The sequence below is a fragment of the Streptomyces sp. WAC 01529 genome (assembly GCF_003945545.1).
GTDB classification, from domain to species: domain Bacteria; phylum Actinomycetota; class Actinomycetes; order Streptomycetales; family Streptomycetaceae; genus Streptomyces; species Streptomyces anatolicus.
Genome location: NZ_CP029617.1, coordinates 2553492 through 2579338, shown reverse-complemented (window position 1 = coordinate 2579338; position 25847 = coordinate 2553492). Strand labels below are relative to the sequence as shown.

At 70.8% G+C, this 25847-nt stretch carries 24 protein-coding genes; 11 read left to right on the top strand and 13 right to left on the bottom strand.

The features are described from left to right. Positions 1-20 precede the first annotated feature (20 nt). Positions 21-5975 (bottom strand): type I polyketide synthase, encoded by a 5955-nt coding sequence (locus tag DMA15_RS11545; protein WP_276314337.1) that lies wholly within the window; start codon positions 5973-5975, stop codon positions 21-23. Between the two features lie 178 nt (positions 5976-6153). After that, entirely contained in the window at positions 6154-6906 is a 753-nt protein-coding gene (locus DMA15_RS11540) for a TetR/AcrR family transcriptional regulator (RefSeq protein ID WP_240659753.1), read from the bottom strand. Between the two features lie 124 nt (positions 6907-7030). Between DMA15_RS11540 and DMA15_RS11535 the strand changes: the two genes are divergently transcribed. Both DMA15_RS11535 and DMA15_RS11530 read left to right on the top strand, forming a co-directional pair. After that, complete coding sequence (locus tag DMA15_RS11535) at positions 7031-7732, top strand: NAD(P)H-binding protein (protein WP_125512681.1); 702 nt, start codon at positions 7031-7033, stop codon at positions 7730-7732. 46 nt (positions 7733-7778) lie between these two features. After that, a complete protein-coding gene (locus DMA15_RS11530; protein WP_125512680.1) occupies positions 7779-8603 on the top strand; it encodes an isocitrate lyase/phosphoenolpyruvate mutase family protein in 825 nt (274 codons plus the stop codon). On the opposite strand, the gene DMA15_RS11525 is transcribed toward DMA15_RS11530, so the two are convergent. Both DMA15_RS11525 and DMA15_RS11520 read right to left on the bottom strand, forming a co-directional pair. Next, positions 8590-8874, bottom strand: coding sequence for a DUF397 domain-containing protein (locus tag DMA15_RS11525; protein ID WP_125512679.1), 285 nt, complete (start codon positions 8872-8874; stop codon positions 8590-8592). The genes DMA15_RS11530 and DMA15_RS11525 overlap by 14 nt on opposite strands. After that, a complete protein-coding gene (locus DMA15_RS11520) occupies positions 8856-9689 on the bottom strand; it encodes a helix-turn-helix transcriptional regulator (RefSeq protein ID WP_125512678.1) in 834 nt (277 codons plus the stop codon). Before DMA15_RS11520 ends, DMA15_RS11525 begins: the two co-directional genes overlap by 19 nt. 336 nt (positions 9690-10025) lie before the next feature. Between DMA15_RS11520 and DMA15_RS11510 the strand changes: the two genes are divergently transcribed. The 3 genes from DMA15_RS11510 (at position 10026) to DMA15_RS11500 (ending at position 11951) form a co-directional block, all read left to right on the top strand. Then, positions 10026-10253: a hypothetical protein gene (locus DMA15_RS11510; RefSeq protein WP_030783606.1), complete on the top strand. Its 228-nt coding sequence runs from the start codon at positions 10026-10028 to the stop codon at positions 10251-10253. A gap of 72 nt (positions 10254-10325) precedes the next feature. Continuing rightward, on the top strand, positions 10326-11075 hold the full coding sequence (gene recO / locus DMA15_RS11505; RefSeq protein WP_125512676.1) for a DNA repair protein RecO: 750 nt from the start codon (positions 10326-10328) through the stop codon (positions 11073-11075). Between the two features lie 54 nt (positions 11076-11129). After that, positions 11130-11951: an isoprenyl transferase gene (locus tag DMA15_RS11500; RefSeq protein WP_125512675.1), complete on the top strand. Its 822-nt coding sequence runs from the start codon at positions 11130-11132 to the stop codon at positions 11949-11951. A 66-nt stretch (positions 11952-12017) separates the two neighbouring features. Here the strand turns inward: DMA15_RS11500 and DMA15_RS11495 are convergent, their stop codons facing one another. The 4 genes from DMA15_RS11495 to DMA15_RS11480 all read right to left on the bottom strand — a co-directional run bounded on the left by DMA15_RS11495 (position 12018) and on the right by DMA15_RS11480 (position 15214). After that, positions 12018-12419: a transcriptional repressor gene (locus tag DMA15_RS11495; protein WP_125512674.1), complete on the bottom strand. Its 402-nt coding sequence runs from the start codon at positions 12417-12419 to the stop codon at positions 12018-12020. Between the two features lie 71 nt (positions 12420-12490). After that, positions 12491-13381 (bottom strand): metal ABC transporter permease, encoded by an 891-nt coding sequence (locus DMA15_RS11490; protein ID WP_125512673.1) that lies wholly within the window; start codon positions 13379-13381, stop codon positions 12491-12493. 16 nt (positions 13382-13397) lie between these two features. Beyond that, positions 13398-14186 (bottom strand): metal ABC transporter ATP-binding protein, encoded by a 789-nt coding sequence (locus tag DMA15_RS11485; RefSeq protein WP_125512672.1) that lies wholly within the window; start codon positions 14184-14186, stop codon positions 13398-13400. Between the two features lie 32 nt (positions 14187-14218). Continuing rightward, the gene (locus tag DMA15_RS11480; protein ID WP_125512671.1) at positions 14219-15214 is read right to left on the bottom strand and encodes a metal ABC transporter substrate-binding protein; all 996 of its coding nucleotides are present in this window, start codon (positions 15212-15214) and stop codon (positions 14219-14221) included. A 165-nt stretch (positions 15215-15379) separates the two neighbouring features. Here DMA15_RS11480 and DMA15_RS11475 point away from each other — a divergent pair, with 165 nt between their 5' ends. Together DMA15_RS11475 and DMA15_RS11470 are read left to right on the top strand one after the other, a co-directional pair. Beyond that, a complete protein-coding gene (locus DMA15_RS11475) occupies positions 15380-16762 on the top strand; it encodes a glycine--tRNA ligase (protein ID WP_125512670.1) in 1383 nt (460 codons plus the stop codon). 85 nt (positions 16763-16847) lie between these two features. Beyond that, positions 16848-17063 (top strand): hypothetical protein, encoded by a 216-nt coding sequence (locus DMA15_RS11470; RefSeq protein WP_125512669.1) that lies wholly within the window; start codon positions 16848-16850, stop codon positions 17061-17063. Here DMA15_RS11470 and DMA15_RS36615 read toward each other — a convergent pair. After that, complete coding sequence (locus DMA15_RS36615) at positions 17060-18112, bottom strand: helix-turn-helix transcriptional regulator (RefSeq protein WP_164551732.1); 1053 nt, start codon at positions 18110-18112, stop codon at positions 17060-17062. The genes DMA15_RS11470 and DMA15_RS36615 overlap by 4 nt on opposite strands. Positions 18113-18190: 78 nt before the next feature. Between DMA15_RS36615 and DMA15_RS11460 the strand changes: the two genes are divergently transcribed. The 3 genes from DMA15_RS11460 to DMA15_RS11450 all read left to right on the top strand — a co-directional run bounded on the left by DMA15_RS11460 (position 18191) and on the right by DMA15_RS11450 (position 20110). Continuing rightward, positions 18191-18634, top strand: a complete 444-nt coding sequence (locus DMA15_RS11460) for a hypothetical protein (RefSeq protein WP_125512668.1) — start codon at positions 18191-18193, stop codon at positions 18632-18634. Between the two features lie 123 nt (positions 18635-18757). Continuing rightward, positions 18758-19351 (top strand): hypothetical protein, encoded by a 594-nt coding sequence (locus DMA15_RS11455; RefSeq protein WP_125512667.1) that lies wholly within the window; start codon positions 18758-18760, stop codon positions 19349-19351. Positions 19352-19366: 15 nt separating this feature from the next. Then, entirely contained in the window at positions 19367-20110 is a 744-nt protein-coding gene (locus DMA15_RS11450) for a hypothetical protein (protein ID WP_125512666.1), read from the top strand. Between the two features lie 8 nt (positions 20111-20118). On the opposite strand, the gene DMA15_RS11445 is transcribed toward DMA15_RS11450, so the two are convergent. The 4 genes from DMA15_RS11445 to DMA15_RS11430 form a co-directional block, all read right to left on the bottom strand. After that, complete coding sequence (locus DMA15_RS11445; RefSeq protein WP_125512665.1) at positions 20119-20706, bottom strand: TetR family transcriptional regulator; 588 nt, start codon at positions 20704-20706, stop codon at positions 20119-20121. A gap of 23 nt (positions 20707-20729) precedes the next feature. Continuing rightward, the gene (locus DMA15_RS11440) at positions 20730-21746 is read right to left on the bottom strand and encodes an aldo/keto reductase (protein ID WP_125512664.1); all 1017 of its coding nucleotides are present in this window, start codon (positions 21744-21746) and stop codon (positions 20730-20732) included. Between the two features lie 48 nt (positions 21747-21794). Further along, positions 21795-23246, bottom strand: a complete 1452-nt coding sequence (locus DMA15_RS11435) for an MFS transporter (protein WP_125512663.1) — start codon at positions 23244-23246, stop codon at positions 21795-21797. 83 nt (positions 23247-23329) lie between these two features. Continuing rightward, positions 23330-24787 carry an MFS transporter gene (locus DMA15_RS11430; protein WP_276314334.1) on the bottom strand — a complete coding sequence of 486 codons (1458 nt, stop codon included), beginning with the start codon at positions 24785-24787 and terminating at the stop codon, positions 23330-23332. A 101-nt stretch (positions 24788-24888) separates the two neighbouring features. Here DMA15_RS11430 and DMA15_RS11425 point away from each other — a divergent pair, with 101 nt between their 5' ends. Then, a complete protein-coding gene (locus DMA15_RS11425) occupies positions 24889-25830 on the top strand; it encodes a helix-turn-helix transcriptional regulator (protein WP_125512661.1) in 942 nt (313 codons plus the stop codon). The last annotated feature ends 17 nt before the right edge of the window (positions 25831-25847 follow it).

Below are 25847 nucleotides of genomic sequence, written 5' to 3'. Positions count from 1 at the left end.
TGGAGTGGGGGCGTTCGCCGTCACAGATCGGCAGGCGCGGGCCACGCCGCGCGGGTGGCGAGTTCCGGCACGGCCACGATTCCCTTGAGGCCCTTCCAGCGCTGGAGGACGTCACCCCGCGGAGTGCACGCGGAGACCGTGCAGGTGAGTTCCAAGGGGTCGTGCGCCAGCAGCTCGGCGACGATGACGAACGGTTCGTCATCGGGCAACGAGTCGAACAGATCCACCTGTTCGACGGCGACCGGCAGGCAGCGGTGGCCGCACAACCGCCTGCCCAGAAGAGCCGCCGCCTGAAGGAGCAGATCGGCCGAGGCCGGGCTGTAGAGGGCGCCGGAGTACGCCCCACGGGCCAGCGGGGGGTCCTGGAGCCTGGCCGGGACGACCAGGCGGGTGTCGTCCTCACTCAGTACGCGGCCGAGTCCTCGCAACAGCGGCCCATGGAACAGGAATCCGTCCGCGTACGCGGGGTGGTGCGAGTGGTCCGCGTCTTCCAGGCCCGCGGGGAGCCGCATACGGGGTGGGGCGGCGCTGTCCGCCGTCATGCCGAAGGCGCCTTCGTAGCGGAGCAGGCGGCTGGGACCGTCGTCATGGACCGCGACCGAGACGCCGTCGGTACGGCTGTCTCCGCCGCGCATTCTCAGGCGTGCGCGTGGCGGCTCGGAGCCGTCGAGGACGAGCCCCTTGCGGACGCAGAAGTTGCGGATCTGCGTCACCGGCCTGTTGGCGTGCGCGCGTTCGACCAGGTTGATTCCCCATCCGACGGCCGCCGTCATCGGCAGCACCGGCCGTCCGTCGATGCTGTGATCACGCAGTACCGGCTCGGCTGCGAGACCGGTCAGATCCCGCACCACTTCCATCTGCCGGGGTGGCGCCGCCGGCCGGAAAAGCGATGTCAGTGGGCCGATGACCGTCACCATGTCGTCGCTGCGTGCGGGAGCCATCTGCTGGACGAAGTAGGCGCAGCCCTCCTCGCGGCCCAGGAGAGGCACGCCGAGCTGGGTGAAGAGTTCCTGGGCCCGTCCCGAAGCCATCCCGCCGCGCCAGGGGCCCCAGGCCATCGCCGCCACGCGGGTGGCGGGGTGCCCCTTCTTCCACGCGCAGGCGAACCGGTTGAGGGCTTCGTTGGCCATCGCGTAGTCCGTCTGGCGTCCATTGCCGTAGATCCCGGACACCGAGGTGAAGACGACCAGGTGGCGCAGGCTCTCCGTCTCCAGGGCGGCCAGGACGTTGGCGAGGCCCGCGAGCTTGGTCCCCACCACTCGCGCGATGTCCTGCGGCTTCTTCTCGCCCAGCGGCTGGTCGGCCAGGACTCCGGCGCCGTGGAGCACACCGGTGACACGACCGGCGTACGGGGCGAGCGCGGCCCGGACCGCCTCCGCGTCACCGACGTCCGCCGCGAGGTAGGTGACATCGGCACCCGCCGCACGCAGGGCGGCGAGCGTGGCGTGCATCTCCCGCTGATAATCCAGATTCCCGGCCTCCGCGTCGAACGGCTCGCGGGCCCCCGGCACTTCGGGAAGTTCCTCCAGGCGGGTGCGGCCCAGCAGGATCAACCCGCACGGCTGCTGGGCGGCGAGCGCCTCCAGGCACCAGGCGGTGATGCCCCGCGCTCCTCCTGTCACCACCAAAAGGTCGTCTGCTGTCACTCCGTGAGTTGCCGCGTCCAGGGGCAGCAGGTCGCTGGGGCCCGCGGTCAGCGTCGGCGTGCGCCGCGTCTCGCCGTCCCAGGCGATCTCCGTCAGGGCGGCGACATCGGTCATCTCGGTGAGGAACTGTGCGGCCACCTCATTCGGACCGAGATGGGGAGCGCAGTCCAGTACCCGGGCGAACAGACTCGGCTCCTCCACCGCGAGGGCCTTGATCAGGCCGCCCAGACCGCCGAACAACGCTTCCTGCTCCAGACCGTCCGAGCCCGCGAGCCCCAGCGACCCGTCCAACTGCGTGACGGCCATGAAGGCGGCGCGGTGGCCCGCGGCGGCCGTCTGCTTGAGCGCGGGCACCACGTGCTTGGCGACCAGCACGGCGTGGCTCAGCCGGGCGATCGCGGCATCGGTGTCGGCACCCTGCCCCCGGGCGATCGGCAGCACGCACAATCCCAGCCCTTGCGCGGACCCGGTGGCCTCGGCGAGCTGTTCGCGCAGCGTGTCCTCCGTCCAGTCGGCCAGTTCACAGGGGCCGTCGCCGGGCGCGCCCGCCCCCGGCAGCGCGAGGCGGCGGACGTCCCATCCACGGGCTGTCAGCGCGTCGGCGAGGGCGGCGGCCAGGGCACTGCGGTCATCGAGGAGGAGTGCGGCGGGGTGTGGCCCGTAGGCGTCGGCGAGGACGTCCGCTTCGGGCAGGGGCTCAAGTGTCCAGCAGGCCCGGCCGACAGGCAGAGACTCGGCGGGCTCTGCGGCATGTGTGTCGGGAGTGGCGAGCACATCCCCCGAGGCGGCGGCGACCTCGATGAGGACGGCCGACAGTTCACGGACCGTGCGGGCCTGCGCGAAACGGTAGATCTCGTCACGCGGCAGAGAGGGGTAGCGGCGCCACGCCTCCGAGGCGATCTCCACCTGCTTCAGTGAGTCGATGCCCAGCTCGTTCTGGATGTCCAGGGTGGGGTCGACCATCTCGAAGGTGTAGCCGGTCTTCTCCGCCACCAGCTCCCGCAGCGTCCGTTCCACCTCGATCTGTTCCAGCGGCTCCTCGGGAGCCGCGGGCGAGGGGAGTTCCGGGGCGGGCGGGGCGGACCTCGGCTGGGGCAGGACTTCGGCGGTCTGCTCCTCCGCCTGTCCCCGTGCCTGGACGGGTACGGCCTCGGGCGCGGAGGGTACGAAGTCGTCCGGCTCTTCGGTGCCGGAGGCGGGGGGCGGCGGTGAGGGTTCCTGGGCGGTCCCGAGGCCCAGGCGCGCGAAGTCGAGGAGTACTTCCTGCGCGCGGATGTGGGCCCGGCTCAGTGCCACGCCATGGTCGCGGACGGCCTCCACCTCGCGCAGCAGCGACCTGCCGGAGTTCTCGGCCCGCTCGCCTTCCAGCAGACCGGTCAGGCTGCGGGCCGTGTGCAACTGGCCCTCCACATACTGCGTGTGCAGCTCCAGGTGCCTGGTGGCCGCCTCCACCAGGGCGTGCTCCTCAGCGGCCGGCGCCGAGCGTGGCGCCGCCACAGCTGGAGCGGCCGTGGCGGGTGCGGGCGTGGCGGGAGTGCGCTCGAAAGGCTCGTTCAGCGCGGCGCTGTACCGGTCGCGGCAGGCCGTCACCGCGAACGACGGCCCCTCCAGCCGCCTGGCGACGGGAGAGGGAGCGGCGGCACGGGGTACGGGGACAGGTGCGTCGTAGCGGTTGATGTCGCGGATGTCCATGCCGAGGACCGCCAGCCGTAGCGCGGCGCACTTCAGGGAAGCCGCGCTGTCCCCTCCCGGCCCGGCGTCGGTGGCGATGACCTCCACGTCGGCGCCGTCCAGAGTCCGCTGGACCAAGCGCGTCAGCACCTGCTTGGGCCCGCATTCCACAAAGACGCGGAAGCCCTCCTCGTACAGCTCCCGCACCCGGCCCGCGAAGTCCACGGGCCGCACCATCTGCTCGACGAGCGTGCGGTTGTTGGCCTGGAGGTCGTCGCCGTAACGGGCGCCCGGCGTGTTCGCCAGGACGGGCACCTGCGGCCGACCGACCCCCACACGCTCCACGGCCCGGCTGAAGCCGTCGACGGCGTGCTCGACCAGGGGAGTGTGGAACGCGGCGGCGACAGGGAGCCGGTGGGAGGCGATGTCCACTGTCGCGCAGAAGTCGGTGAACGCCCGGACCGCGTCCGTGGGGCCTCCGACCACGATCTCGTCCACGGCGTTGATGTTGCAGAGGGTCACGCCGGGATGGTCTGCGGCCATTTCCTCCCAGCGCTCCAAGGACATACGGGCCGCGGCCATCGTCCCCGGGTCGTCGCCGGAGCCCACCGGCGGTTCCATGGCCCGGCCACGCTCACGTGTCAGGGCGAGGCATCCCTCGTCGGTGAGGCTGCCGGCGGCCCACAGCGCGGCCAGCTCGCCGCAGCTGTGGCCGAGCAGCCCCTGGGGGAGGAGGCCCACCTCGCGCAGGTACCGGAACTGCCCCATCGCCAGGGCCACGACCGCGCACTGCGCGTACGAGGTGCGCTGGAGCGTGGCAGGGGCGGCAGGCTGCCCCGGGGGCGGGTAGACCGCCTGCGCGAGGGTTTCCTCCTCGTCCTGCCACCGCATGTTGGCCTCGTCGAAGGCGCGCCGCACGGGAGGAATGCCGACGAGCGCCTCCAGGCCCATGTTCTCGTACTGGCTGCCCTGGCCGGAGAAGAGCGCGGCCACCTTGGAACCCGTCGGCATCGCTACACGCCGGTAGTAGGCCTTGCCGGGCAGGCTCCAGTCGTCGCGGCCCGGGGCGGACTCGATGGCCTCGGCGCTCCGCGAGATCAGGGCGGCCAGTTCCGTCTCGTCGGCGGCGAGAATTCCGAGCCGTACGTGGCTGGCGGGGATGGGTCCGCCGGACTCCGGCTCCGTGCCTTCGCGCAACTGGCGCAGCAGGGATTCCGTGTCAGGAGCGTGCCACAGCCGTGCCCGCGGAATGCTGTGCAGGGTCAGCGCCTCCTGGTCCGCAGTGCGGTGCTCCTCCAGGACGGCGTGGAAATTGACGCCCCCGAACCCGAAGGCCGACACGGCCCCGCGGCGCACCGGGCGGTGCGGGTCGAGCACCCACGGCCGGGTCCGCGTGTTGACGTACAGCGCGCCGTCGGCCGCGTCATTGACGGCGTCCACGTTGATGGTCGGCGGCAGCACCTTGTGGTGCAGCGCGAGGGCGGCCTTGATGAGACCCACGGCCCCGGCCGCCGCCTTGGTGTGGCCGACCTGGGACTTCACACTCCCGATCGCGACACTGCGGGGCCGGGCGGAGTCCCCCAAAAGCGTCCGCAGGGCCGTGAGTTCGACGGAATCCCCTACGGCGGTGCCGGTTCCGTGGGCCTCGATCAGTTCCACGCAGTCCGCGCCGAGTTCAGCATCGGCATAGGCGCGGCGGAGCGCCTGCAATTGTCCTTGGCCGGAGGGCGCGTACATGCTGTTCGTCCGCCCGTCGCTGGACCCTCCCAAACCGCGGAGAACGGCGTAGACGCGGTTACCGTCACGCTCGGCGTCGGCCAGCCGCTTGAGTGCCAGCATGCCGATTCCCTCGCCGACCAGCGTGCCGTCCGCCGATGCGTCGAAAGGCTTGATGAGTCCGCTCGGGGACAGTGCGGGCGTCTTACTGAAGCACATGAAGGTCGTGATTGAATTGTCGGCGTCGCAGCCACCGGTGATCATCAAATCGGCCCGGTGTTCCACGAGTTCGCCCGCGGCCATGCGCAGGGCCGCCAGGGAGCTGGCGCAGGCCGCGTCGACTGTGCAGTTCGCGGCGCCCAAATTGAATCGGTTCGCGATGCGGCCGGAGACCACGTTCGGCAGGATTCCGGGAAAGCTGTCCTCGGTCCATGCGGGGGCCGCCGCCTTGAACCGCTTCTCGATTTCGAGGGCTTCCCGCTCCGACAGGCCGACACTGAGGGCCGCCTCCCGCACGACCGGACCGTAGAGGCGTGAGCCGAGCGGGAACATCGTGGTGTTCTGCCCGCACACCCCGAGCATGACGCCGGTGCGCGAAGGGTCGTACCAGGGCGCCTCTTCGCATCCGGCGTCCCGCAGTACTTCCCTCGCCACCTCCAGGCTCAGGAGCTGGACCAGGCCGATGGAGTCAAGTGCCGCCGGTGGAATCGCGTGTTCGGCCGGATCGAAGACGGCGGCGGGCAGGAATCCGCCACGGCGGGCGTATGTCTTGTCCTCCGCGAACATGTCGGGGTCGTAGTGCTCGTCGATTCGCCAGTGACTTTCGGGGACTTCGGTGATGCAGTCCCGTCCCGCCATTACGTTGCTCCAGAATTCGCGGACATCGCGCGCCTCTGGAAACATCCCCGCGATACCGACAATGGCAAGGGGATTCCTGGACATTCGGAAGTCAACTGAGTCTGTCATTCGACCCTCATGTATGAAGATAATGGCACCGAGATGGCCTGGTCGGATGTCCGCATTCGAGAACCTTCGGACCAGACTAGTCGAAATGCCGTCGCGCCTCGTAACTCCCCGGCGCGCCAGGCCAAAACCGTCAACCCTGAATTAACTAGAGGGATTAGATGGGGTTAGATGGGATTATTGACCGCACAAGCATGGCCAGTTCCTCGCGGAACAGTTTGTCCGGGCTGAGGGTCTGGGTGCGCAGGTGGCCGTAGACCTCCAGTGACACCAGGCCGTGCAGATGGCCCCAGATGCGCAGCGCGAGGGCCACGGCGGCGGGCGGGAGGTCCGGGTAGGCCGGGCGGACCTTGGCGAGCAGGCCGGGATCGAAGTCCGGCCAGTCGAACTCGCTGTCCGCGTAGAGGTGTTGCACGTGGGGCCAGGCGGCGTCCGCGAGACCGGCGAGGCCGGTGCAGACCCGGTGCGCGGCCTGCGGCGCGGCGCCGCCGTCCGGCGCGCGGTAGCCGGGGACGGGGTCGCCGTAGATCAGGCGGAAGCCCTCGGGGTTGGCCAGGGCCCAGTCGCGGAAGGCGTGCGCCCACGCGCGGATCCGGTCGGCGGGGCCCTGGGCGGACGCCGAGGCCCATCCGGCGTCCACGGCGTCGGCCAGTGCGGTGTAGACGTCGTTGATGAGCGCGGTGACCAGGTCGTCGCGGGTGGCGAAGTAGCCGTAGATGGCGTTGGCGGTCATGCCCATCTCGCGCGCGATGGCCCGCAGGGTGATGGCGTCGGGCCCGCCGGAGGCCATCAGTTCGAGGGCGACCTTCTTGATCTCCGCCGTCGTCTCGGCGCGCAGGCGCTCGCGGCGCCCCGGCCCCTTCGTGCGGCCCGTCGTCACGTTCGTACGTCCTGTCGTCACGCTCTCCACACCCGACACCGTACAGCGTCACGAAATTGAGCAGCGTATGAAAACTTCACACCGTATAGTTTCCGCATGGCGTCACCATTGGGTGTGGCGCGACCGCTGTCACGGCGGAAACAGAGGGAGAGCCATGCGCATAGGAGTCATCGGAGCGAGCGGGACTATCAGCAGCCGGGTCGTCACCGAGGCCGTCGAACGGGGGCACCAGGTCACGGCGTTCACCCGTGACGCCTCGCGGATCCGCGAGGAGCGGGCGGGCGTGGAATGGCGGAGCCTCGACGTGTTCGACGCCGAGGGTGTCGCCGCGGCGCTGCCCGGCATGGACGTGCTGATCAGCGGCTATCAGCCCGGCAACGCGGCCGCGGACTTCGCCGCCACCGTGGAGCGTTCGGTCGCCGACCCCTCGGTCTTCGTGACCGCCGCGCGGTCGCTGCTGAAGGCCCTGGAGAGCCATCCTCGCGTCCGGCTGATCGTGATCGGCGGGGCCGGCAGCCTTGAGGTCGAGCCCGGTCTCGTCCACGCCGACTCCGAGGAGCATCTGCACGGGAGCCTCGACCGGCTCGGGCTGCCCAGGTCCTACGCGGCGGCGGTGCGGGGCCACCGGGACGCGCTGAACGTGCTGCGCGTGTCCAACCGGCTCTGGACGTACTTCAGCCCCGCCGAGGACATCGCCCCGGGGCGGCGCACGGGCCGGTATCGCCTCGGCGGTGACCAGCCGGTGCTCGACGAGGACGGGCGCAGCCGCATATCCGTGGAGGACGCCGCCGTCGCACTGGTGGACGAGGCGGAGCTGCCGCGGTTCGTCCAGCGCCGGTTCACGATCGGCTACTGAACCGGTTACGGCACCGGTCGCCGGGGCGCGCCCGTACGGTCGGACCATGACACTTCGCTACGAGCACTTCCGCGACCTGCACCGCTCGCCCGGCGCGCCCCTCCTGCTCCCCAACGCCTGGGACCACGCCTCGGCCGCCGCCCTGGCCGCCGCCGGGTTCCGGGCGGTCGGGACGACCAGTCTCGGGGTGGCCGCCTCGGCGGGGCTGCCCGACGGGAACGGGTCGGGCGCCGCCCGCGAGGAGACCCTCCGGCTCGCCCGCGGCCTCGCCCGCCTCTCCGTCCTGGTCAGCGTCGACATCGAGGGCGGCTTCAGCGACCACCCCGAGGAAGTCGCCGCCCTCGCGGTGAAGTTGGCGGAGGCGGGCATCGTGGGCGTGAACATCGAGGACGGCCGCGCGGACAGCACGCTCGCCGACCTCGACCGGCAGTGCGCGGTGCTCCGGGCCGTGAAGGAGGCGACGGACGGCCGCCTCTTCGTCAACGCCCGCACGGACACGTACTGGCTGCCGGGTGCTCATGTGACCCAGACCGAGGACCGGCTCGCCGCGTACGAACAGGCGGGAGCGGACGGCCTGTTCGTGCCGGGCCTGCGGGACGTGCGGACCATCACCCGGCTGGCCTCGAAGCTCACCGCGCCCCTCAACATCCTGCACTCGCCCGACGGGCCGTCCCTCCCCGAACTCGCCGCGGCCGGTGTGCGGCGCGTCAGTTGCGGCTCGCTGCTGTTCCGCGCGGCGCTGCGGGGCGCTGTCGCGGCGGCCGAGGCGGTGAGGGACGGGTCGGGGCCCCTCCCGGCGGGCATCCCGTCCTACGCCGAGACGCAGGCGCTGTCCGACGCGTTCGCCTCGGCGGCGGTCACTCGCGGGTAGTGGCGGCGGCGCCGGTGACGAATGCCTGCCAGGCGGGGGCGCCGATGATCAGGGCGGGGCCCTGGGGAACCTTGCTGTCCCTTACGGGGACGACGCCGGGGACTCCGTCGGCGACCTCGACGCAGTCGCCGCCTTGGCCGTTGCTGTGGCTGCTCTTGCGCCAGCTGGCAGCGCCGATGAAGTCGTAGGCGACCTCGACGCAGTTGCCGCCTTCGCCGTTGCTGTGGGTGCTCTTGCGCCAGCGGGCGTTGCTCAGGTCGTACTCGCGCATCGTCTGTAGTCCTCAGCCGCCGATTCGATCAGGGCGAGGGACGCCTCCGGCGACAACGCGGCGGCCCTGAGCAGATCGTATGCTCGCTGTGCTCGCATCACCACCGCCGGTTCGTCGACGAGGGTTCCCGAAAACGACGTCTCTGTATAGGCGGTTGGGGGCGCGTCCTCGAACTCCATGAGCCTCAGATCGCCGGTCATCGAGGCGTGTGCTCCCGCCTCGTAGGGCAGTACCACAACCATCACGTGCCGCTCCCGCATCAGCGCAGCGATGTGCTCCAGCTGCCGGGCCATCACGGCCGGACCGCCCACGGGGATGTACAGCACGTTCTCGTGCAGCACCGTCCAATACTCGGGCCTTGTGGCGTCCTTGAGGATGCCCGCCCGCTCAAGCCGGGCCGTCACGATGTCCTCGACGTACTCATCCGTGACGAAGGGATTGGCCGCCAAAGTGACCACCCGAGCGTAATCAGCGGTCTGGAGCAGGCCCGGGAACAGCGCGGGCGCGAACTCGCAGATCCGCGTGGCCAGGGCCTCCAACTCCACGACCGCCGCGAAGTACTCCGCATAGCGCTTATCGTTGATCAGCTTGCGGCACATGCGGGCGAAAATGCCATCCGTCCGCAGAACCTCATCGATCCGCTCGGCCACATCCAACTGCGGCTTACGAATAGCCTGTTCGAATTGCCCAATGTAGCCCCCGGAGACGAAAACCCGCGTACCCAGCGCCGACTGCGTGATCCCCGCGTCCTCGCGGCGCCGCTTCAGCTCCGTGCCGAAGAACTCCCACGCCGCCTGCCGTGAACCATTGGCCATGGCCAACCGCCTTCCGCTGCCCCGCAGTTGTAGAGGACAGACTCCTGCCGAGTGTAGGCGCGATACGTCACCGTAGGGGTGCGAAGAGTGAAATCCGAAGGCGAAGGGGAGTCACGTGAAGGCGGAATCAAAGCGCCACGCAGTGGTATGCGTCGAACAGGCGGAGGAAACATTGAGGGAATTGCGCGCCGCACTCGCGCGAGCGGAAATTACCTTGCCGTCCCTGCGGATCGACCCCGCGACGATCGCGAGGGAGGCACCCTGCCCGCGCGTCGAATTGGGCGGCTGTTCCGTCGACGTGGCGGCACGCCTGGCCGCCGCGCTGAGGAGTGCGCCGTGAACCTTCCCGCGAACCTCCCCGTCGGCTCGTACGTCGTCGACACCCGCAACGGCCGCGTCGGCCGGGTGATGGGTCACGAGGGTCCGTACGTCCAGCTGCGCCCCTACGGAGGCGGCCGCGAGTGGGACTGCGACCCGGAGGCCGTCCGCACGGCGACCGCCGCGGAGCGCCTGCGCGCGGCGACGGCGTACGCGAACGCCCGCAGCCGGGGCGAGGTGCCTTGACGCTCAGCCGTACCCCGCACCCCCCGCCGTACGGCGTATCCCGCACTCCCCGCCGTACGCGAGAATGGCCCCATGAGTCTGTTCCGCGACGACGGCATCGTGCTGCGCACCCAGAAGCTGGGTGAGGCGGACCGGATCATCACGCTGCTCACGCGCGGTCACGGGCGCGTACGCGCGGTGGCGCGGGGGGTGCGGCGCACCAAGTCCAAGTTCGGGGCGCGGCTCGAACCCTTCTCCCACGTCGACGTGCAGTTCTTCGCGCGGGGGAGCGACCTCGTCGGACGCGGACTGCCCCTCTGCACCCAGAGTGAGACCATCGCGCCGTACGGTAGCGGGATCGCCGCCGACTACGCCCGCTACACCGCCGGCACGGCCATGCTGGAGACGGCGGAACGGTTCACCGACAACGAGGGCGAGCCCGCCGTGCAGCAGTATCTGCTGCTCGTGGGCGGGCTGCGCGTCCTCGCCCGCGGGGAGCACGAGCCGCACCTCGTCCTCGACGCCTTCCTGCTGCGCTCCCTCGCCGTGAACGGCTACGCGCCCAGCTTCAACGACTGCGCGAAGTGCGGCCTGCCCGGACCGAACCGCTTCTTCTCGGTCGCGGCGGGCGGATCCGTCTGCGTGGACTGCCGGGTGCCCGGCAGCGTCGTACCGTCCCCGGAGGCCCTCACCCTGCTCGGCGCGCTGCTCACCGGCGACTGGGAGACGGCCGACGCGTGCGAGGCGCGGCACGCGCGCGAGGGCAGCGGGCTGGTTTCGGCCTATCTGCACTGGCACTTGGAGCGCGGGTTGCGCTCCCTGCGGTACGTGGAGAAAAGCTGAGCAGTACCAGTACCACCCCGCACCACCCTCAAGTCACGTAGGAGAGAGAGCCCCATGGCACGACGCGGAATCCTCGGCCGGTCCCGCCGCGAGTACAAGACCCCTGAACCGCACCCCACGGGCGTACGGCCGCCGAAGATCCCCGGCGAGCTGGTGCCCAAGCACGTCGCCATCGTCATGGACGGCAACGGCCGGTGGGCGAAGGAGCGCGGCCTTCCGCGCACCGAGGGGCACAAGGTCGGCGCGGAGCGCGTCCTCGACGTGCTCCAGGGCGGCATCGAGATGGGCGTCGGCGCGATCTCCCTCTACGCCTTCTCCACGGAGAACTGGAAGCGCTCCCCGGACGAGGTGAAGTTCCTGATGAACTTCAACCGCGACTTCATCCGCAAGACCCGCGACCAGCTCGACGAGCTGGGCATCCGCGTGCGCTGGGTGGGCCGCATGCCCAAGCTGTGGAAGTCGGTCGCCAAGGAGCTGGAGATCTCCCAGGAGCAGACCAAGGGCAACGACAAGCTGACCCTGTACTTCTGCATGAACTACGGCGGCCGCGCCGAGATCGCCGACGCCGCCCAGGCCCTCGCCGAGGACGTGCGGGCGGGCCGCCTCGACCCGTCCAAGGTCAGCGAGAAGACTTTCGCGAAATACCTGTACTACCCGGACATGCCGGACGTCGACCTGTTCCTGCGCCCCAGCGGCGAGCAGCGCACCTCCAACTACCTGCTCTGGCAGAGCGCGTACGCCGAGATGGTCTTCCAGGACGTCCTGTGGCCGGACTTCGACCGCCGCGACCTGTGGCGCGCCTGTCTCGAATACGCCTCACGCGACCGCCGCTTCGGCGGGGCCATCCCGAACGAGCAGCAGATCGCCGAGAGCTAGTCGGCAGACGTGGAGGAGGGGGCCCGCGCTGTCACGGCGCGGGCCCCCTCACTCACGTACGTATGCCTACTTGCTCGCGCACTCCGCGCACGTGCCGAAGATCTCGACCGTGTGCGCCACGTTCACGAAGCCGTGCTCCGCGGCGATCGCCTCGGCCCACTTCTCCACCGCCGGGCCCTCCACCTCGACCGCCTTGCCGCAGACGCGGCAGACCAGGTGGTGGTGGTGCTCGCCGGTCGAGCAGCGGCGGTAGACCGTCTCGCCCTCGCTGGTGCGCAGCGCGTCCACCTCGCCGGCGTCGGCCAGCGACTGGAGCGTGCGGTAGACCGTGGTCAGACCGACCGAGTCGCCCTTGTGCTTGAGCATGTCGTGCAGCTCCTGCGCACTGCGGAACTCGTCCACGTCGTCGAGTGCCGCGGCCACCGCCGCGCGCTGGCGGGTGGACCTGCCTCGAACCGGGGCTCCCACGGTTGTCTCCTCGCGTCTGCGCTCTGGTCTGGGCCTGCCGGGCCATTGTGCCAGGTCGGCCACGGGCCAGGTCAGGTCCTGGCCACCGGCTGGGCCGGAACCGAGCACTCCGCGGGATCGCCCGCCGACTCGGCCGCGGCCTTGGCCCGCGCCCTGCGCCTGGCGAGTGGCGTCGCGAGGACCGTCAGGGCGATGAAGACGCCGATGGTCAGGAGCACGATCGTCGCGCCGGGCGGAACGTCCTGGTAGTACGAGGTCGCCGTGCCGCCGATCGTCACCGCGACGCCGATCGCCACCGAGATCGCGAAGGTCGCCGCGAAGCTCCGGGTGAGCTGCTGGGCCGCCGCCACCGGCACCACCATCAGCGCGGAGACCAGGAGCAGGCCCACGACGCGCATGGCGACGGTCACCGTGATCGCGGCGGTGACGGCGGTGAGCAGGTTCAGGGCGCGCACCGGAAGGCCCGTCACGCGCGCGAACTCCTCGTCCTGGCTGACCGCGAAGAGCTGGCGGCGCAGGCCGACCGTGACGAGGACCACAAAGGCGGCGAGCAGGCAGATCGCCGTGACGTCCTCCTCGGAGACCGTCGAGAGCGAGCCGAAGAGGTACGACTGGAGGTTCGCGTTCGACCCGCCGGGGGCGAGGTTGATGAACATGACGCCGCCCGCCATACCGCCGTAGAACAGCATCGCGAGCGCGATGTCACCGCGCGTCTTGCCGTACCAGCGGATCAGCTCCATCACGACGGCGCCGACGATCGCGACCGCCGTCGCCATCCACACGGGCGAGGCGGAGAGCAGGAAGCCGAGGCCCACGCCGGTCATCGCCACGTGGCCGATGCCGTCGCCCATCAGCGCCTGGCGGCGCTGGACGAGGTAGATGCCGACGGCGGGCGCGGTGATGCCGACCAGGACGGCGGCGAGCAGCGCCCGCTGCATGAAGGCGTATTCGAGGATTTCCATGGTTCTTGGCTCGCCCTCAGGTCAGCAGGCCGGTGCGGACCGGCTCGGCGTCGGCGTCGTGCGGGTGGACGTGGTCGTGGCCCGGCAGCGCGTGCTGGCCGACCGCCCGCGGGGGCGGCCCGTCGTGCAGGACGCAGCCGTCGCGCAGGACCACGGCACGGTCGATCAGCGGCTCCAGGGGGCCCAGCTCGTGCAGGACGAGCAGGACGGAGGCGCCCTGCGCGACCTGGTGGCGCAGGGTGGCCGCGAGGACCTCCTGGCTGGCCAGGTCGACGCCCGCCATCGGCTCGTCCATGATCAGCAGCTCCGGCTCGGAGGCCAGCGCGCGGGCGATCAGGACGCGCTGGTGCTGGCCGCCGGAGAGGGCGTTCACGGAGTCCTTGGCGCGGTCGGTCAGGCCCACCAGGTCGATGGCGCGGGCGACGGCCTCGCGGTCGGCCTTGCGGAGCACGCCGAAGCGGGCGCGCGAGAGGCGGCCGGAGGTGACGACCTCGTTGATGGTGGCGGGGACGCCACCGGCGGCGGTGGTGCGCTGCGGGACGTATCCGACGCGGGCCCAGTCGCGGAAGCGGCGGCGGGCGGTGCCGAAGATCTCCACGTCGCCGCCGGTGACGGGGACCTGGCCGATGATCGTGCGGACGGCGGTGGACTTGCCCGAGCCGTTGGCGCCGAGCAGGGCGACGACCTCGCCGCGTCCCACGGTGAGGTCGATGCCGCGCAGCACGGGGCGCGAGCCCAGCTCGGCCGTCACCTTGCGCAGGGCTATGACGGCTTCCGCGTCACCGGATGCGGTGTGCTTGCTCATGGCTCGTGCCTCCGTAGCCACAGGGGGTGGGGTCACTTGGCGCCCAGGGCCTTCTGGAGGGCCTTGAGGTTGGAGTCCATGACCTGGATGTAGTCGTCGCCCTTGGACTTCTCGGTGATGCCCTCGATCGGGTCGAGCACATCCGTCTTGAGCTGGGCGTCCTTCGCCAGGGTCTTGGCGGTGCGGTCGCTGACGAGGGTTTCGTAGAAGACGGTGGTGACGCCGTCCTCCTTCGCCATCTCCTGGAGGTCCTTGACGCGCTTGGCGCTCGGCTCGCCCTCGGGGTCCAGGCCGCTGATGGCCTCCTCGGTGAGGCCGTAGCGCTCGGCGAGGTAGCCGAAGGCGGCGTGGGTGGTGATGAAGACGCGGGAGTCCGCCTTGGTGTCCTTCAGGCCGTCTTCGAAGCGCTTGTTCAGGCCATCGAGGTTCTTCACGAGCTTCGCGGTGTTCTTCTTGTACGTCGCCGCGTGGTCCGGGTCGGCCTTCTCCAGGGCCTTGCCGACGCCCTTGGCGACCTCGGCGTACTTCACCGGGTCGAGCCAGATGTGGGGGTCGGAGCCCTCGTGGTCGTGGCCATGGTCGTGGCCTTCGTGGGCCTCTTCCTCGTGGCCGTGCTCGTCCTTTTTGTGGTCCTCGTGCCCGCCGACCTCGGTGCCGTGCTTCTCCATGCTGGTGAGGGAGGCGGCGTCGACCTTGGTCTTGATGCCGGACTGGTCGATCGCGTCGTCGACGGCGGGCTGGAGGCCCTTCAGGTACACGGCGACGTCGGACTCCTCCAGCTGCCCGCGCTGCTTGGCGGAGACGTCGAGGTCGTGCGGCTCCTGGCCGGGCTCGGTGAGGTTGGTGACGGAGACGTGGTCGCCGCCGATCTGCTCCGCGAGGTACTGCATGGGGTAGAACGACGCCACCACGTCGAGCTTGCCGTCCTTGCCGTCCGCGGTGGAGGAGCAGGCGGTCAGGCCCGTGAGGCCGAGGACCGTCGCGGAGGCGAGGGCGGCGGTGGGTATGAGGCGTCGTCGTACGTTCATGACACTCATTTTCAACAAATGTGGAAACGATTGTCAACAAGGGGCTCCGCGGGCATCCCGCGAAGGCTCCCGAAGCGGCTTGTGGGGAACCGATTTGATTAGGGGGGTCAGGCCGCCGGTAACCTGAGGCATTCGCCTCGCCCACCGTCTTATGAAGAGAGCACCGTGGCCGCCGACAAGATCGACACCATCGTCAGCCTGAGCAAGCGCCGTGGCTTCGTTTTCCCCTGTAGCGAGATCTACGGCGGCCAGCGCGCCGCCTGGGACTACGGACCGCTGGGCGTCGAGCTGAAGGAGAACCTCAAGCGCCAGTGGTGGCGCTACATGGTCACCTCGCGCGAGGACGTCGTCGGCATCGACTCGTCGGTGATCCTGGCGAGCGAGGTCTGGCAGGCCTCCGGCCATGTCGCGACCTTCTCCGACCCGCTCACCGAGTGCCTCTCCTGTCACAAGCGCCACCGCGCCGACCACTTGGAAGAGGCCTACGAGGCCAAGCACAACCGCCCGCCGGCCAACGGCCTCGCGGACATCAACTGCCCCAACTGCGGCACCAAGGGCCAGTTCACCGAGCCCAAGCAGTTCTCGGGGATGCTCGCCACGCACCTCGGCCCCACGCAGGACACCGGCTCCGTCGCCTACCTGCGCCCCGAGACCGCGCAGGGCATCTTCACCAACTTCGGCCAGGTCCAGCAGACCTCGCGCCGCAAGCCGCCCTTCGGCATCGCGCAGATGGGCAAGTCCTTCCGCAACGAGATCACGCCCGGCAACTTCATCTTCCGCACCCGCGAGTTCGAGCAGATGGAGATGGAGTTCTTCGTCAAGCCGGGCGAGGACGAGAAGTGGCAGGAGTACTGGATGGAGCAGCGCTGGAACTGGTACACCGGCCTGGGCCTGCGCGAGGAGAACATGCGGTGGTACGAGCACCCGAAGGAGAAGCTCTCCCACTACTCCAAGCGCACCGCTGACATCGAGTACCGCTTCCAGTTCGGCGGCAGCGAGTGGGGCGAGCTGGAAGGCGTCGCCAACCGCACCGACTACGACCTGTCCGCGCACTCCAAGGCGTCCGGCCAGGACCTGTCCTACTTCGACCAGGAGGCCGGCGAGCGCTGGACTCCGTACGTCATCGAGCCCGCCGCCGGTGTCGGCCGCACGATGCTCGCCTTCCTCCTCGACTCCTACATCGAGGACGAGGCGCCGAACGCCAAGGGCAAGCTGGAGAAGCGGACGGTCATGCGCTTCGACCACCGCATCGCGCCGGTCAAGGTCGCGGTCCTTCCTCTTTCGAGGAACCCGGAGCTGTCCCCGAAGGCCAAGGGCCTTGCCACCGCCCTCCGCCAGAACTGGAACATCGAGTTCGACGACGCGGGCGCCATCGGCCGCCGCTACCGCCGCCAGGACGAGATCGGCACGCCGTACTGCGTGACGGTCGACTTCGACACCCTCGACGACAACGCCGTGACGGTGCGCGAGCGTGACTCGATGAAGCAGGAGCGGGTCTCCCTCGACCAGATCGAGGGCTACCTCGCGGCGCGCCTCGTGGGCTGCTGACGCGGGTATGTCCACTGAGTGAAGCTGGGCAGAAGCCCCCGGTTCCGGGTTATGGAACCGGGGGCTTCCGTGCACACTGGGGCGCATGCCTACCCCCACGACCACGAGCAGGGTCAGACGCTGGGACCAGCACGGCCGCGAGCACGTCGTGGAGGTCCAGAAGGCGGGCATGCAGCGGCAGTTGACGTGCGGGACCTGCGGATGGCGCAGGAAGGCGCAGTTCCTGCCGTGGCTCAAGGCGGAGGAGCACTTGGTGCAGGAGCATCAGGCGACGGTGGATCCGTCGGCTCCGGCCTCTTAGGCCGTGGGCGTCTGCTGCTTCGTGGGCGTCTGCACGAGGATCGCCGTGTCCGGCGGGTGCGGGGTGAGCAGCAGCGTCATGTCGTACGCGCGGGGCGGGGTGCCGTCCCGCGGGGTGATCCCGACCGTGCGCGGGGCGAAGTCGCCGACCGAGCGGCAGGCCCACCAGTGCGCCAGGTCCGGGCGGGCGGACGCCAGCCGGCCGGTGAGCCGCTGGAAGGTCACGTCCGTGGGGAGGCGGTCCGCGCGCGTGCGGAAGTGCCGGTACAGGTCCATGGCGACGGGCTCCCAGCCGGGCAGCAGCCGCTGATACGGCTCGTCGCCGACCAGCAGGAGCAGCAGATTGCGGCGCTCCTCGGGGAGGCCGGCGGGGTCGGGCCACAGGTCGGCGTACGCGCGATTCCAGGCGAGGATGTCCAGCGCGGGCCCGAGGAGAAGGGCCGGGCTGTCGGGCCAACTGTCCAGGAGGGTACGGAGGGTGGGGCTGGGGGTGGTGCCGATGGCGGTGCCCGCGTCGTGGAGGTGGGCGGGGGCGGAAGTGTCTGGGTTTTCGGGGTGGGTGGCGGCGGAGGCGTTCGAGGCCTCGGGGTGGGTGGCGGCGGAAGCGTTCGGGCTTCCGGGGTGGCGGGCGGCGGAAGTGTCTGGGCCTCCGGGGTGGCGGGCGGCGGAGGCGTTCGAGGCCTCGGGGTGGGTGGCGGCGGAAGTGTCCGGGCTTCCGGGGTGGGTGGCGGCGGAAGTGGCCGGGCTCCCCGGGCGGGGGGCGAAGCCGGCCAGGGTGAGGGCGTGGTGGTGGGCGGTGTCGTCGAGGCGCAGGGCGCGGGCGACGGCGTCGAGCACCTGCCGGGACGTGTCCACGCGCCCCTGCTCCAGCCACGTGTACCAGGCCACGGAGACGCCCGAGAGCGCGGCGACCTCCTCGCGGCGCAGCCCTGACGTACGCCTGCGACTCGTGCTCGGCAGACCCACGTCGGCGGGGGCGAGCCGCTCACGGTGGGCCCGCAGGAAACCGCCGAGTCCCCGACGCAGCGCCGTGGTTGCCGTCGTCTCCATGGGCCCAGCCTATGACCTGGAGTCACCCCCACACATACCTGTCTGGCGGGGCCGCCGGGCGCGGCGAAGGCTGTACCCATGACCGAAACGACAGAGCCCTCGCCCACCCCCACGATGTGGCGCCGCCAGAACGACTCCTCGGCCCTGGCGGAACCCCGCGCCCTCATCCGCGTCTACACGGGCCCCGGCACCCTGGACACCGTCGCCGCCTCCTACGAGCGCCTGCTCGGCACGGAACGGGACATGTGGTTCACGTACCCGGAGAAGAACCTCGCCCTCGCCGTGGTCGGCGGTTTCCTCCTGATCGAGGGCACGGAGGAGACGCTGGCCCCGTTCCGCGCGACGAACGGCACGCTGCTCGTCGACTCGGCCCAGAAGTATTTGGACCGCCTCGCGGCAGAGGGCGCGGAGATCACGGCCCCTCTCGTCAAGGTCCCCACGGGCGCGGGCTTCACGGCCCGCCACCGCGACGGCACGCTCATCGAGTACGTGGAACACCGGCCCACGGAAGAGGGGCTGTAGGAGGGGTTGCAGGCGCGTCCGCGGGCAGGGGGCGGGCCGCGCATCTTCTTGTGCTCGTCAGTCGGCATTGCTAGCGTCCTGGAGGGTGTCATCTCTGGGACGGGTGGAATGAAGAACTCTTCGGTGGTTCTGTTCGACATCGGGAATGTTCTCTTCTGTGACCCCTGGGAGACCCTTCTCCTCACGCCGGGGAAGGGGCTGGCCGATATGCGTGGCTGGGACCGCCAGTTCGTCTCGACGGCGGCGCGGCGGCTGTGGGAGAAATTCAGCGTCGCCGAATACGAGGAAGACGAGTACTGGCAGGATCTGGGCTCGGTGATCGGCGAGAAAATCACTCGGGACCAGGTCGAGGAGGCGGAAACACGCCTGCTCCACCGGAACCCCAGTGCCGACCTCATGCTGAAGACCGCCCAGGATGCGGAAAATCGGATCGGGATCATCTCCAACAACACCAGTTTCTGGTTCGCCAAGCAGTGGAATTGGCTCGGCCTCGGCGACTACATCGATCCGGACCTCGTCTTCGTCTCCCACACTCTCGGGGTCAGCAAGTCGACCCCGGGCACCGGACTCTTCGAGTGCGCGGCCCGGGTGGTCCGACCCCGGGACAGCGTTGTTGTGGAGGACCGCCAGGAAAACGTACGGCGGGCGGCCGAGGTCGGCTTCAGGACTTACCGTTACTCCCTTTCCGAAGCGACCCCTCTGCCGACGTTCTCGTGATGTCAGGGAGGCCGGATGACCGCCGATCCACCGCAGGGGCCGTCACCGGGGCCGTTACCGGGGGAGTTGCCGCCCGGCTGGATCGACCCGGCCGTGAATTCCCCGCCACCCGGCGGCCGCGTCCCCGGCCAGACGCAGCCGCAAACGCAGACACAGCCGCAGCCGCCGGTCAGTCCTGAGACGCTGCGAAATCAGCTGGACGCGCGGCTCGCGGAGTACGCGACACTGCGCCAGGAAAGCCTTCAGGCAATCTCCAACCGCATCCAGGTCATGAATTTCGCGTTCACTTCGCTGAGCCTCATCCTGGCCGCCCTCCTCGCCTCGGATGTCCCGCGCTCCCTGCTGATCCTGGTGAGTCTGCTGTTCGTCCCCATCGCCTCGAAGGCGAGCGCCCTGGTGTGGCTCGGGGAATACCATCGGTCGCAGCGTGCCGGACAGGGCGTGCGGCTCCTGGAGGGGCGCATCAATGACCTCCTGGGGGGAGGCGAACATCTCTCCTGGGAAAAGTCGCTGTACTCGCAGAGCACGCACATGGGTTATCCGTACATCGCGACCGTCCTCTTCATGCTCAGCACCGGAGTCTTCGGCGAGTTCCTGGGCGGCTTCTACCTGACACAGGCAGCCGAGGAGACGGCGGCGTTTCCCTCACTGCTCTGCGTGGCCCTGGTGGTCGTCTACTCGCTGACGATCGAGGTCAGCTTTCTCTTCTTCTTCCGCAAACGCTGGATCGCCATCCGCCTGCATTCGCACGGAGCGTGACGGGGCGCTCAGGCCCGCAGGCCCCGCACCGTCAGGTCCAGTACCGCCTCGAAGTCGGTCTCGATGCCCGGGCGCGACCAGTGCGGGGCATACGCGGGGTCGTGGAAGCGGCTGGTCGCGTCGAAGACGGCGCGGGCCGAGGTCGCGGGGGAGGGGGACGCGAACTCGCCCCGCTCCACGCCCTGTTGGATGATCGCCGCGAGCTGGCCGGTGAGGTCGGCGATGTGGTCGTCCACCACGTCGCTGTTCTCGTCGGCCAACACCGTGTACGTGGCGAAGAGTTCGGGGTCGTCGCCCGCCTTGTGCTGCTTGGCGTCGAAGAGGCCCGCGAGCCAGTGGCGGAGCTTCGCCTCGGGGGGTTCGGTGCCGGTGACGATTCCGGAGAGCGTCTCGGAGGTGCGGTCCAGCCAGCGCCGCGTCACCGCGCCGCGCAGTTCCGACTTCGTACGGAAGTGGCGGTACACCGTGCCGTGGCTCACCCCGAGGGCCCGGGCCACGTCCACCACCGTGGCCTTGGCCGCGCCGTGCCTGCGCAGCACCTCCTCGGTCGCTTCGAGGATGCGCTCGGGAGTCAGGGGAGCCGCGGTCGCTGCCATGACTAGACCGTACCCGGGGCGGATCAGTGCTCGCTGTCGAGGTGTGCCATCTGCGCCTCCGGGTAACGCGCGCCGGCCGCCGCGTCCGCGGGCACGGCCGCCTCGATCGCCGCGAGGTCCGCGGCGCCGAGCGTCACGTCGAGGGCGCCGAGCGCCTCGTCGAGCCGGTTCCGGCGGCGCGCGCCGACCAGCGGCACGATGGCCGCGCCGTGCCGGGGGCCCTGGGCGAGCACCCAGGCGATGGCGGTCTGGGCGACGCTGACGCCCTTCTCTTCGGCGATCTTCCGCAGGGCGTCGACCAGGTCGAGGTTGCGGTCGAGGTTCTCGCCCTGGAAGCGGGGGCTCATCGCGCGGAAGTCGTCCGCGGCGAGCTGCCGGTCGCGCGTGAAGTGGCCGGATATCAGGCCGCGGGAGAGCACCCCGTACGCCGTGATGCCTATGCCGAGGTCGGCGGCGGTCGGCAGGATCTGGGCCTCGATGCCGCGCGAGATGAGGGAGTACTCGATCTGGAGGTCGGAGATCGGGGCCGTGGCCGCGGCCCGGCGCAGCGTCTCGGCGCCGACCTCGGAGAGGCCGATGTGCCGGACATACCCCTTCTCGACCAGCTCCGCGATGGCGCCCACCGTCTCCTCGACCGGGACGTCGGGGTCGACGCGGGCGATGCGGTAGACGTCGATGTGGTCGACACCGAGGCGCTGGAGCGAGTACGCCGCGAAGTTCTTCACGGCGGCCGGGCGCCCGTCATACCCCGACCAGCCGCCGTCCGGGTCACGCAGGGCGCCGAACTTGACGCTGGTGAGGGCCTGCTCGCGGCGGGCGGCGGGGGCGGTGCGCAGGGCCTCGCCGATCAGCAGTTCGTTGTGCCCCATGGCGTAGAAGTCGCCGGTGTCCAGGAGCGTGACGCCCGCTTCGAGGGCGGCGTGGATGGTCGCGATCGACTCCGTGCGGTCCGCCGCCCCATAGAGCGCGGACATGCCCATGCAGCCGAGACCGAGGGCGGAGGTGCGGGGGCCGTTGTTTCCGAGAGTGAGAGTTCGCATGCGTCCACGATGACATGACAGATGACAGATTTCAATATCTGTCATCTGTCATTTCCTGCCGCCGGTCATTCGGCCTTCTCCGGCCCCCTTCGGCACCGGTCCTCCGGCCCCCTTCGGCACCGGTCCAGCGGCGCCCGTCAGCGCCCCGGTCAGCAGTACCGCCGAGCCGCAGCCCGCGATGATCCACCAGGCGGGGCGGGCCGCCTCCGTGAAGCCGGTGGCGTACGCCGCCGAGGTGGCGCCCGACGCCAGGACCGCGCCGATCACCGCGACGCCCAGCGTCTGGCCGATCTGGCGGCTGGTGGAGGCGACCGCCGCGGCGACGCCCGCCTGGGCGCGGGGCATCCCGGCGACCGCGGTGTCGGTGATGGGGGCGTTGACGAAGCCGAAGCCGAGGCCGAAGAGGACGTAGCCGAGGAAGCGGGTCCCGCCCGAGTTCTCCGCCTCGAAGGCGGCGAAGAGCACGCCCGACGCCGTCATCGCCACCCCGGCGACCAGCAGCGAAGGGCGCGGGCCGCGGCTGCCGACCAGGCGGCCCGACAAGGGCGCGCAAACCAGCGTCATGGCCGCCATCGGCAGCATCCACAGCCCGGCGTGCAGCGCGTCGAGACCGCGTACGTCCTGGAGGTAGAGCGTGGAGAGGAAGAGAAAACCGCCCAGGGCCGCGAAGGCGCAGACCGCGATCACCGTGGCCCCGCTGAACGGCGCCGACTTGAAGAAGCGCAGGTCGATGAGGGGTTCGGCGCGGCGGGGCTCGTATGCGAGGAGGCCGATCAGGGCCAGCAGCGCCGCGCCCGCGAAGGCGAGGATCAGCGGTGACGTCCAGCCCGCGGTGGGCGCCTCGATGATCGCGTACGTCACCGCGCCGAGCAGCGCGATCACCAGGAGCTGCCCGACCGGGTCCGGGCGGCGGGGGTGGGGGGCGCGGGATTCGGGGACGTACCGCATGGTCAGGACGAGCGCGGCGAGGCCGACCGGCAGATTGACCCAGAAGATCGAGCGCCAGCCGACCGAGTCCACGAGCACCCCGCCGACCAGCGGGCCCGCCGCCATGGAGATGCCCACGACGCCGCCCCAGACGCCGATGGCGCGGGCCCGCTCGCGCGGCTCGGTGAAGGTGTTGGTGATGATCGACATCGCGACGGGGTTGAGCATCGAGCCGCCCACCGCCTGGACCATGCGGAACGCCACCAGGGCTTCGAGGCCGGGCGCGAGCGAGCAGAGCACCGAGCCGAGGGTGAAGAGGATCAGCCCGGCCCGGAAGACCTTGCGGCGGCCGATCCGGTCGGCGGTCGAGCCCGCGAGCATGAGGAGCGAGGCGAGGACGAGGGTGTACGCGTCGATCGCCCACTGCATGCCCGAGACGCCGGCGTCGAACTCCTCGCGCATGGCGGGGAGCGCGACGTTGAGGACGGTGTTGTCGAGGCTGACGATCAGCAGGCTCATGCAGCAGATCGCGAGGACGAGCAGCCGTCGGCGGTGGGTGAGTTCAGCGGGCATGTTCTGACGCTAGTCCGGTGGCCTGGCGGGGGCGCTCACCTGTGGAGGGGGCGGCCTCCTGTGGAGCAGGGGGCGTCCCCGGCTCAGGAGAGCCGCCTCGGCAGCCGCAGGCTCAGCGCCGCGAGCCCGAGCAGGCCCACCACCTGCACCGCGAGCACGATCGCGAACGCGTCCCGCATGCCGGGGCCCGCCACCAGTGCGAGGAAGAGTGAGCCGACCGTCGCCACCCCCACCGCCAGGCACGACTGCTGCACGGTCGCCGCCAGACCGCTGCCCGCGCCCGCGCGGGCGGCCGGCACCGCGGCGAGGACGATCCGGTAGTAGAGGGCCAGTTCGACGCCCTGGCCGAGGCCGCACACGGCGAGGCCCGGCGCGAGGGCCAGCGGGCTGAGCGAGGACCACGGCACCCACAGCGCCGTCAGGGCGAGGATCACCAGGCCCGAGCCGTGCACCAGCGCGGCCACCCCCATCGCCCGGCCGCCGAGCCGCGCGGCCACCCGCGGGGCGAGTATCGACGCCGCGAACTGCGTCAGCCCCATGGGGACCAGCGTCAGGCCCGCCTTGAGCGCGCCGTAGCCGAGCCCCTGCTGAAGCGTCACCGCGCTGACGAACATCCAGCCGCTGAACCCGATGAAGATCGGCAGGCCGAGTACGAGGCCCCTTCGTACGCCGGGCTCGCGCAGCAGCGACGGCGGTAGCAGCGGGCTGCCCCCGGTGTTCTCCGCCCGGCGCTCGACGGCCGCGAACGCCCAGGCGAGCAGCGGCGCGGCGGCCAGCAGCAGCACCGACCAGAGCGGCCAGCCCGTGGCCCGCCCCTCGGAGAGGGGGAGCAGCAGGGCCGTCAGCGCGGCACCGAGCAGGAGCGTGCCGCCGAGGTCGCCGCGCCGGGGCTGCCCGGCGCGGCTGTCCGGCACCGCGCGCACCGCGCAGAGCAGGGCGGCCACCGCGACCGGCACGTTCACCAGGAACGCCATGCGCCAACCGGTGCCCGCCAGGTCGGCGGCGACCAGGACGCCGCCGAGCGCCTGCCCCAGTACGACACCGAGTCCGCTCACCGAGCCGTACAACGCGACGGCCCTCGCGCGCCGCTCGCCCCGCGTCGTGGCGTGGATGGTGGCGAGGACCTGCGGCAGCATCAGCGCGGAGGCCGCGCCCTGCGCCACGCGCGCCCCCACCAGCCACCACGCGCCGGGCGCGAGCCCGCAGGCCAGCGAGGTCAGGCCGAAGGCGGCGACGCCCCACAGGAAGAGCGTCCGGCGTCCGTACGTGTCCCCGAGCCTGCCGCCGAGGACGAGCAGCACGGCGTACGCGACCGCGTAACCGGCGACGACCATCTCCAGCGTGGCGGGGGAGGCGCGCAGGTCGCGTCCGATGCTGGGCAGGGCGACGTTGACGATGAAGAAGTCGATGCTGGAGAGGGCGGCGCCGAGGAGGACGGTGAGCAGGCCGATGGGGGTCAGGGCGGAGGGCTCGGAGGCTGGTCCGGGCGGTACGGGGAGGCCGGTCGGGCGGGGCTTTTCGGTGGGGGTCGCGGGAGTCACGTATACGACGATCTTCCGGGCCTAAGGGGGGTACCAGAGTCTCCTTATCCTGGTACCAGACGCACCTGGAAACAGGCTGCGGCGTGCGGCAGCCTTGATCCATGACCCTCACGGCCGCGACGGCGGACCCCGGCGCCGACATCCGCAGGCGGGAACTGGCCGCCTTCCTCCGCAGCCGCCGCGAGCGTGTCACGCCCGAGCAGGCGGGGCTGCCGCGCGGCGCCCGGCGCCGGACGCCGGGCCTGCGCCGCGAGGAGGTGGCGCAGCTGTCCGCGGTCGGCGTCACCTGGTACACGTGGCTGGAGCAGGCGCGCCCCATCAAGGTGTCCGCGCAGGTCCTGGACGCGATCGCCCGGGCGCTGCTCATGGACCCGAGCGAGCGCGCCCACCTCTTCGCCCTCGCCGGGGCCGTCGACCCGCGCCCCGAGGCCGAGTGCACCGCGCTCTCCGCGCCGGTCCGCAGGCTGATGCACCGCGTGGCCCCCTACCCGGCGACCGTGCAGAACGGCCGCTACGACGTCCTCGCCTACAACCGCCCCTGGACCCACGTCTTCGGCGACTTCGACGCGATGGCGCCGCGCGACCGCAACTGCCTGTGGCTCCTGGCCACCAGTAGGCGCTGGCGCGAGACGTTCCTCGACCGGGACGAGATGCTGCGTGACCTGACCGCCAAGTTCCGCGGGGCGATGGCCGAGCATGGCGCCGAGCCCGCCTGGAAGGAGCTGCGGGACCGGCTGCTCGGGGTCTCCGCGGAGTTCCGCGAGCTGTGGGAGCGGCACGAGGTGGCGACGATGGCCCCGCACGTCAAGCGGTACCAGCACCCGAGGGTGGGGCTGCTGAGACTGGAGCACCGCATGCTGTGGATGGCCCCGCTGACGCAGGCGCACCGCCTCATCGCGTACGTACCCGCCGACGACGAGACGGAGGAGCGTCTCGAGCGGCTGGCGGAGCTGTCGGAGCCGTCACTGGAGGTGCCGTCGGAGGTGCCGACGGAGGTGTCCCCGGACGTGTCGTCGGACGTGTCGGGGAGTGAGGGACAATAGAGGGTCCCGTCGTCCGT

Excerpts from the sequence above, each read along its gene's own strand:
- DMA15_RS11545 (WP_276314337.1), bottom strand. The coding sequence starts at position 5,975 with ATGTCCAGGAATCCCCTTGCCATTGTCGGTATCGCGGGGATGTTTCCA.
- DMA15_RS11535 (WP_125512681.1), top strand. The coding sequence starts at position 7,031 with ATGCGCATAGGAGTCATCGGAGCGAGCGGGACTATCAGCAGCCGGGTC.
- DMA15_RS11530 (WP_125512680.1), top strand. The coding sequence starts at position 7,779 with ATGACACTTCGCTACGAGCACTTCCGCGACCTGCACCGCTCGCCCGGC.
- DMA15_RS11525 (WP_125512679.1), bottom strand. The coding sequence starts at position 8,874 with ATGCGCGAGTACGACCTGAGCAACGCCCGCTGGCGCAAGAGCACCCAC.
- DMA15_RS11520 (WP_125512678.1), bottom strand. The coding sequence starts at position 9,689 with ATGGCCAATGGTTCACGGCAGGCGGCGTGGGAGTTCTTCGGCACGGAG.
- recO (WP_125512676.1), top strand. The coding sequence starts at position 10,326 with ATGAGTCTGTTCCGCGACGACGGCATCGTGCTGCGCACCCAGAAGCTG.
- DMA15_RS11500 (WP_125512675.1), top strand. The coding sequence starts at position 11,130 with ATGGCACGACGCGGAATCCTCGGCCGGTCCCGCCGCGAGTACAAGACC.
- DMA15_RS11490 (WP_125512673.1), bottom strand. The coding sequence starts at position 13,381 with ATGGAAATCCTCGAATACGCCTTCATGCAGCGGGCGCTGCTCGCCGCC.
- DMA15_RS11485 (WP_125512672.1), bottom strand. The coding sequence starts at position 14,186 with ATGAGCAAGCACACCGCATCCGGTGACGCGGAAGCCGTCATAGCCCTG.
- DMA15_RS11480 (WP_125512671.1), bottom strand. The coding sequence starts at position 15,214 with ATGAACGTACGACGACGCCTCATACCCACCGCCGCCCTCGCCTCCGCG.
- DMA15_RS11470 (WP_125512669.1), top strand. The coding sequence starts at position 16,848 with ATGCCTACCCCCACGACCACGAGCAGGGTCAGACGCTGGGACCAGCAC.
- DMA15_RS36615 (WP_164551732.1), bottom strand. The coding sequence starts at position 18,112 with ATGGAGACGACGGCAACCACGGCGCTGCGTCGGGGACTCGGCGGTTTC.
- DMA15_RS11460 (WP_125512668.1), top strand. The coding sequence starts at position 18,191 with ATGACCGAAACGACAGAGCCCTCGCCCACCCCCACGATGTGGCGCCGC.
- DMA15_RS11450 (WP_125512666.1), top strand. The coding sequence starts at position 19,367 with ATGACCGCCGATCCACCGCAGGGGCCGTCACCGGGGCCGTTACCGGGG.
- DMA15_RS11445 (WP_125512665.1), bottom strand. The coding sequence starts at position 20,706 with ATGGCAGCGACCGCGGCTCCCCTGACTCCCGAGCGCATCCTCGAAGCG.
- DMA15_RS11440 (WP_125512664.1), bottom strand. The coding sequence starts at position 21,746 with ATGCGAACTCTCACTCTCGGAAACAACGGCCCCCGCACCTCCGCCCTC.
- DMA15_RS11435 (WP_125512663.1), bottom strand. The coding sequence starts at position 23,246 with ATGCCCGCTGAACTCACCCACCGCCGACGGCTGCTCGTCCTCGCGATC.
- DMA15_RS11425 (WP_125512661.1), top strand. The coding sequence starts at position 24,889 with ATGACCCTCACGGCCGCGACGGCGGACCCCGGCGCCGACATCCGCAGG.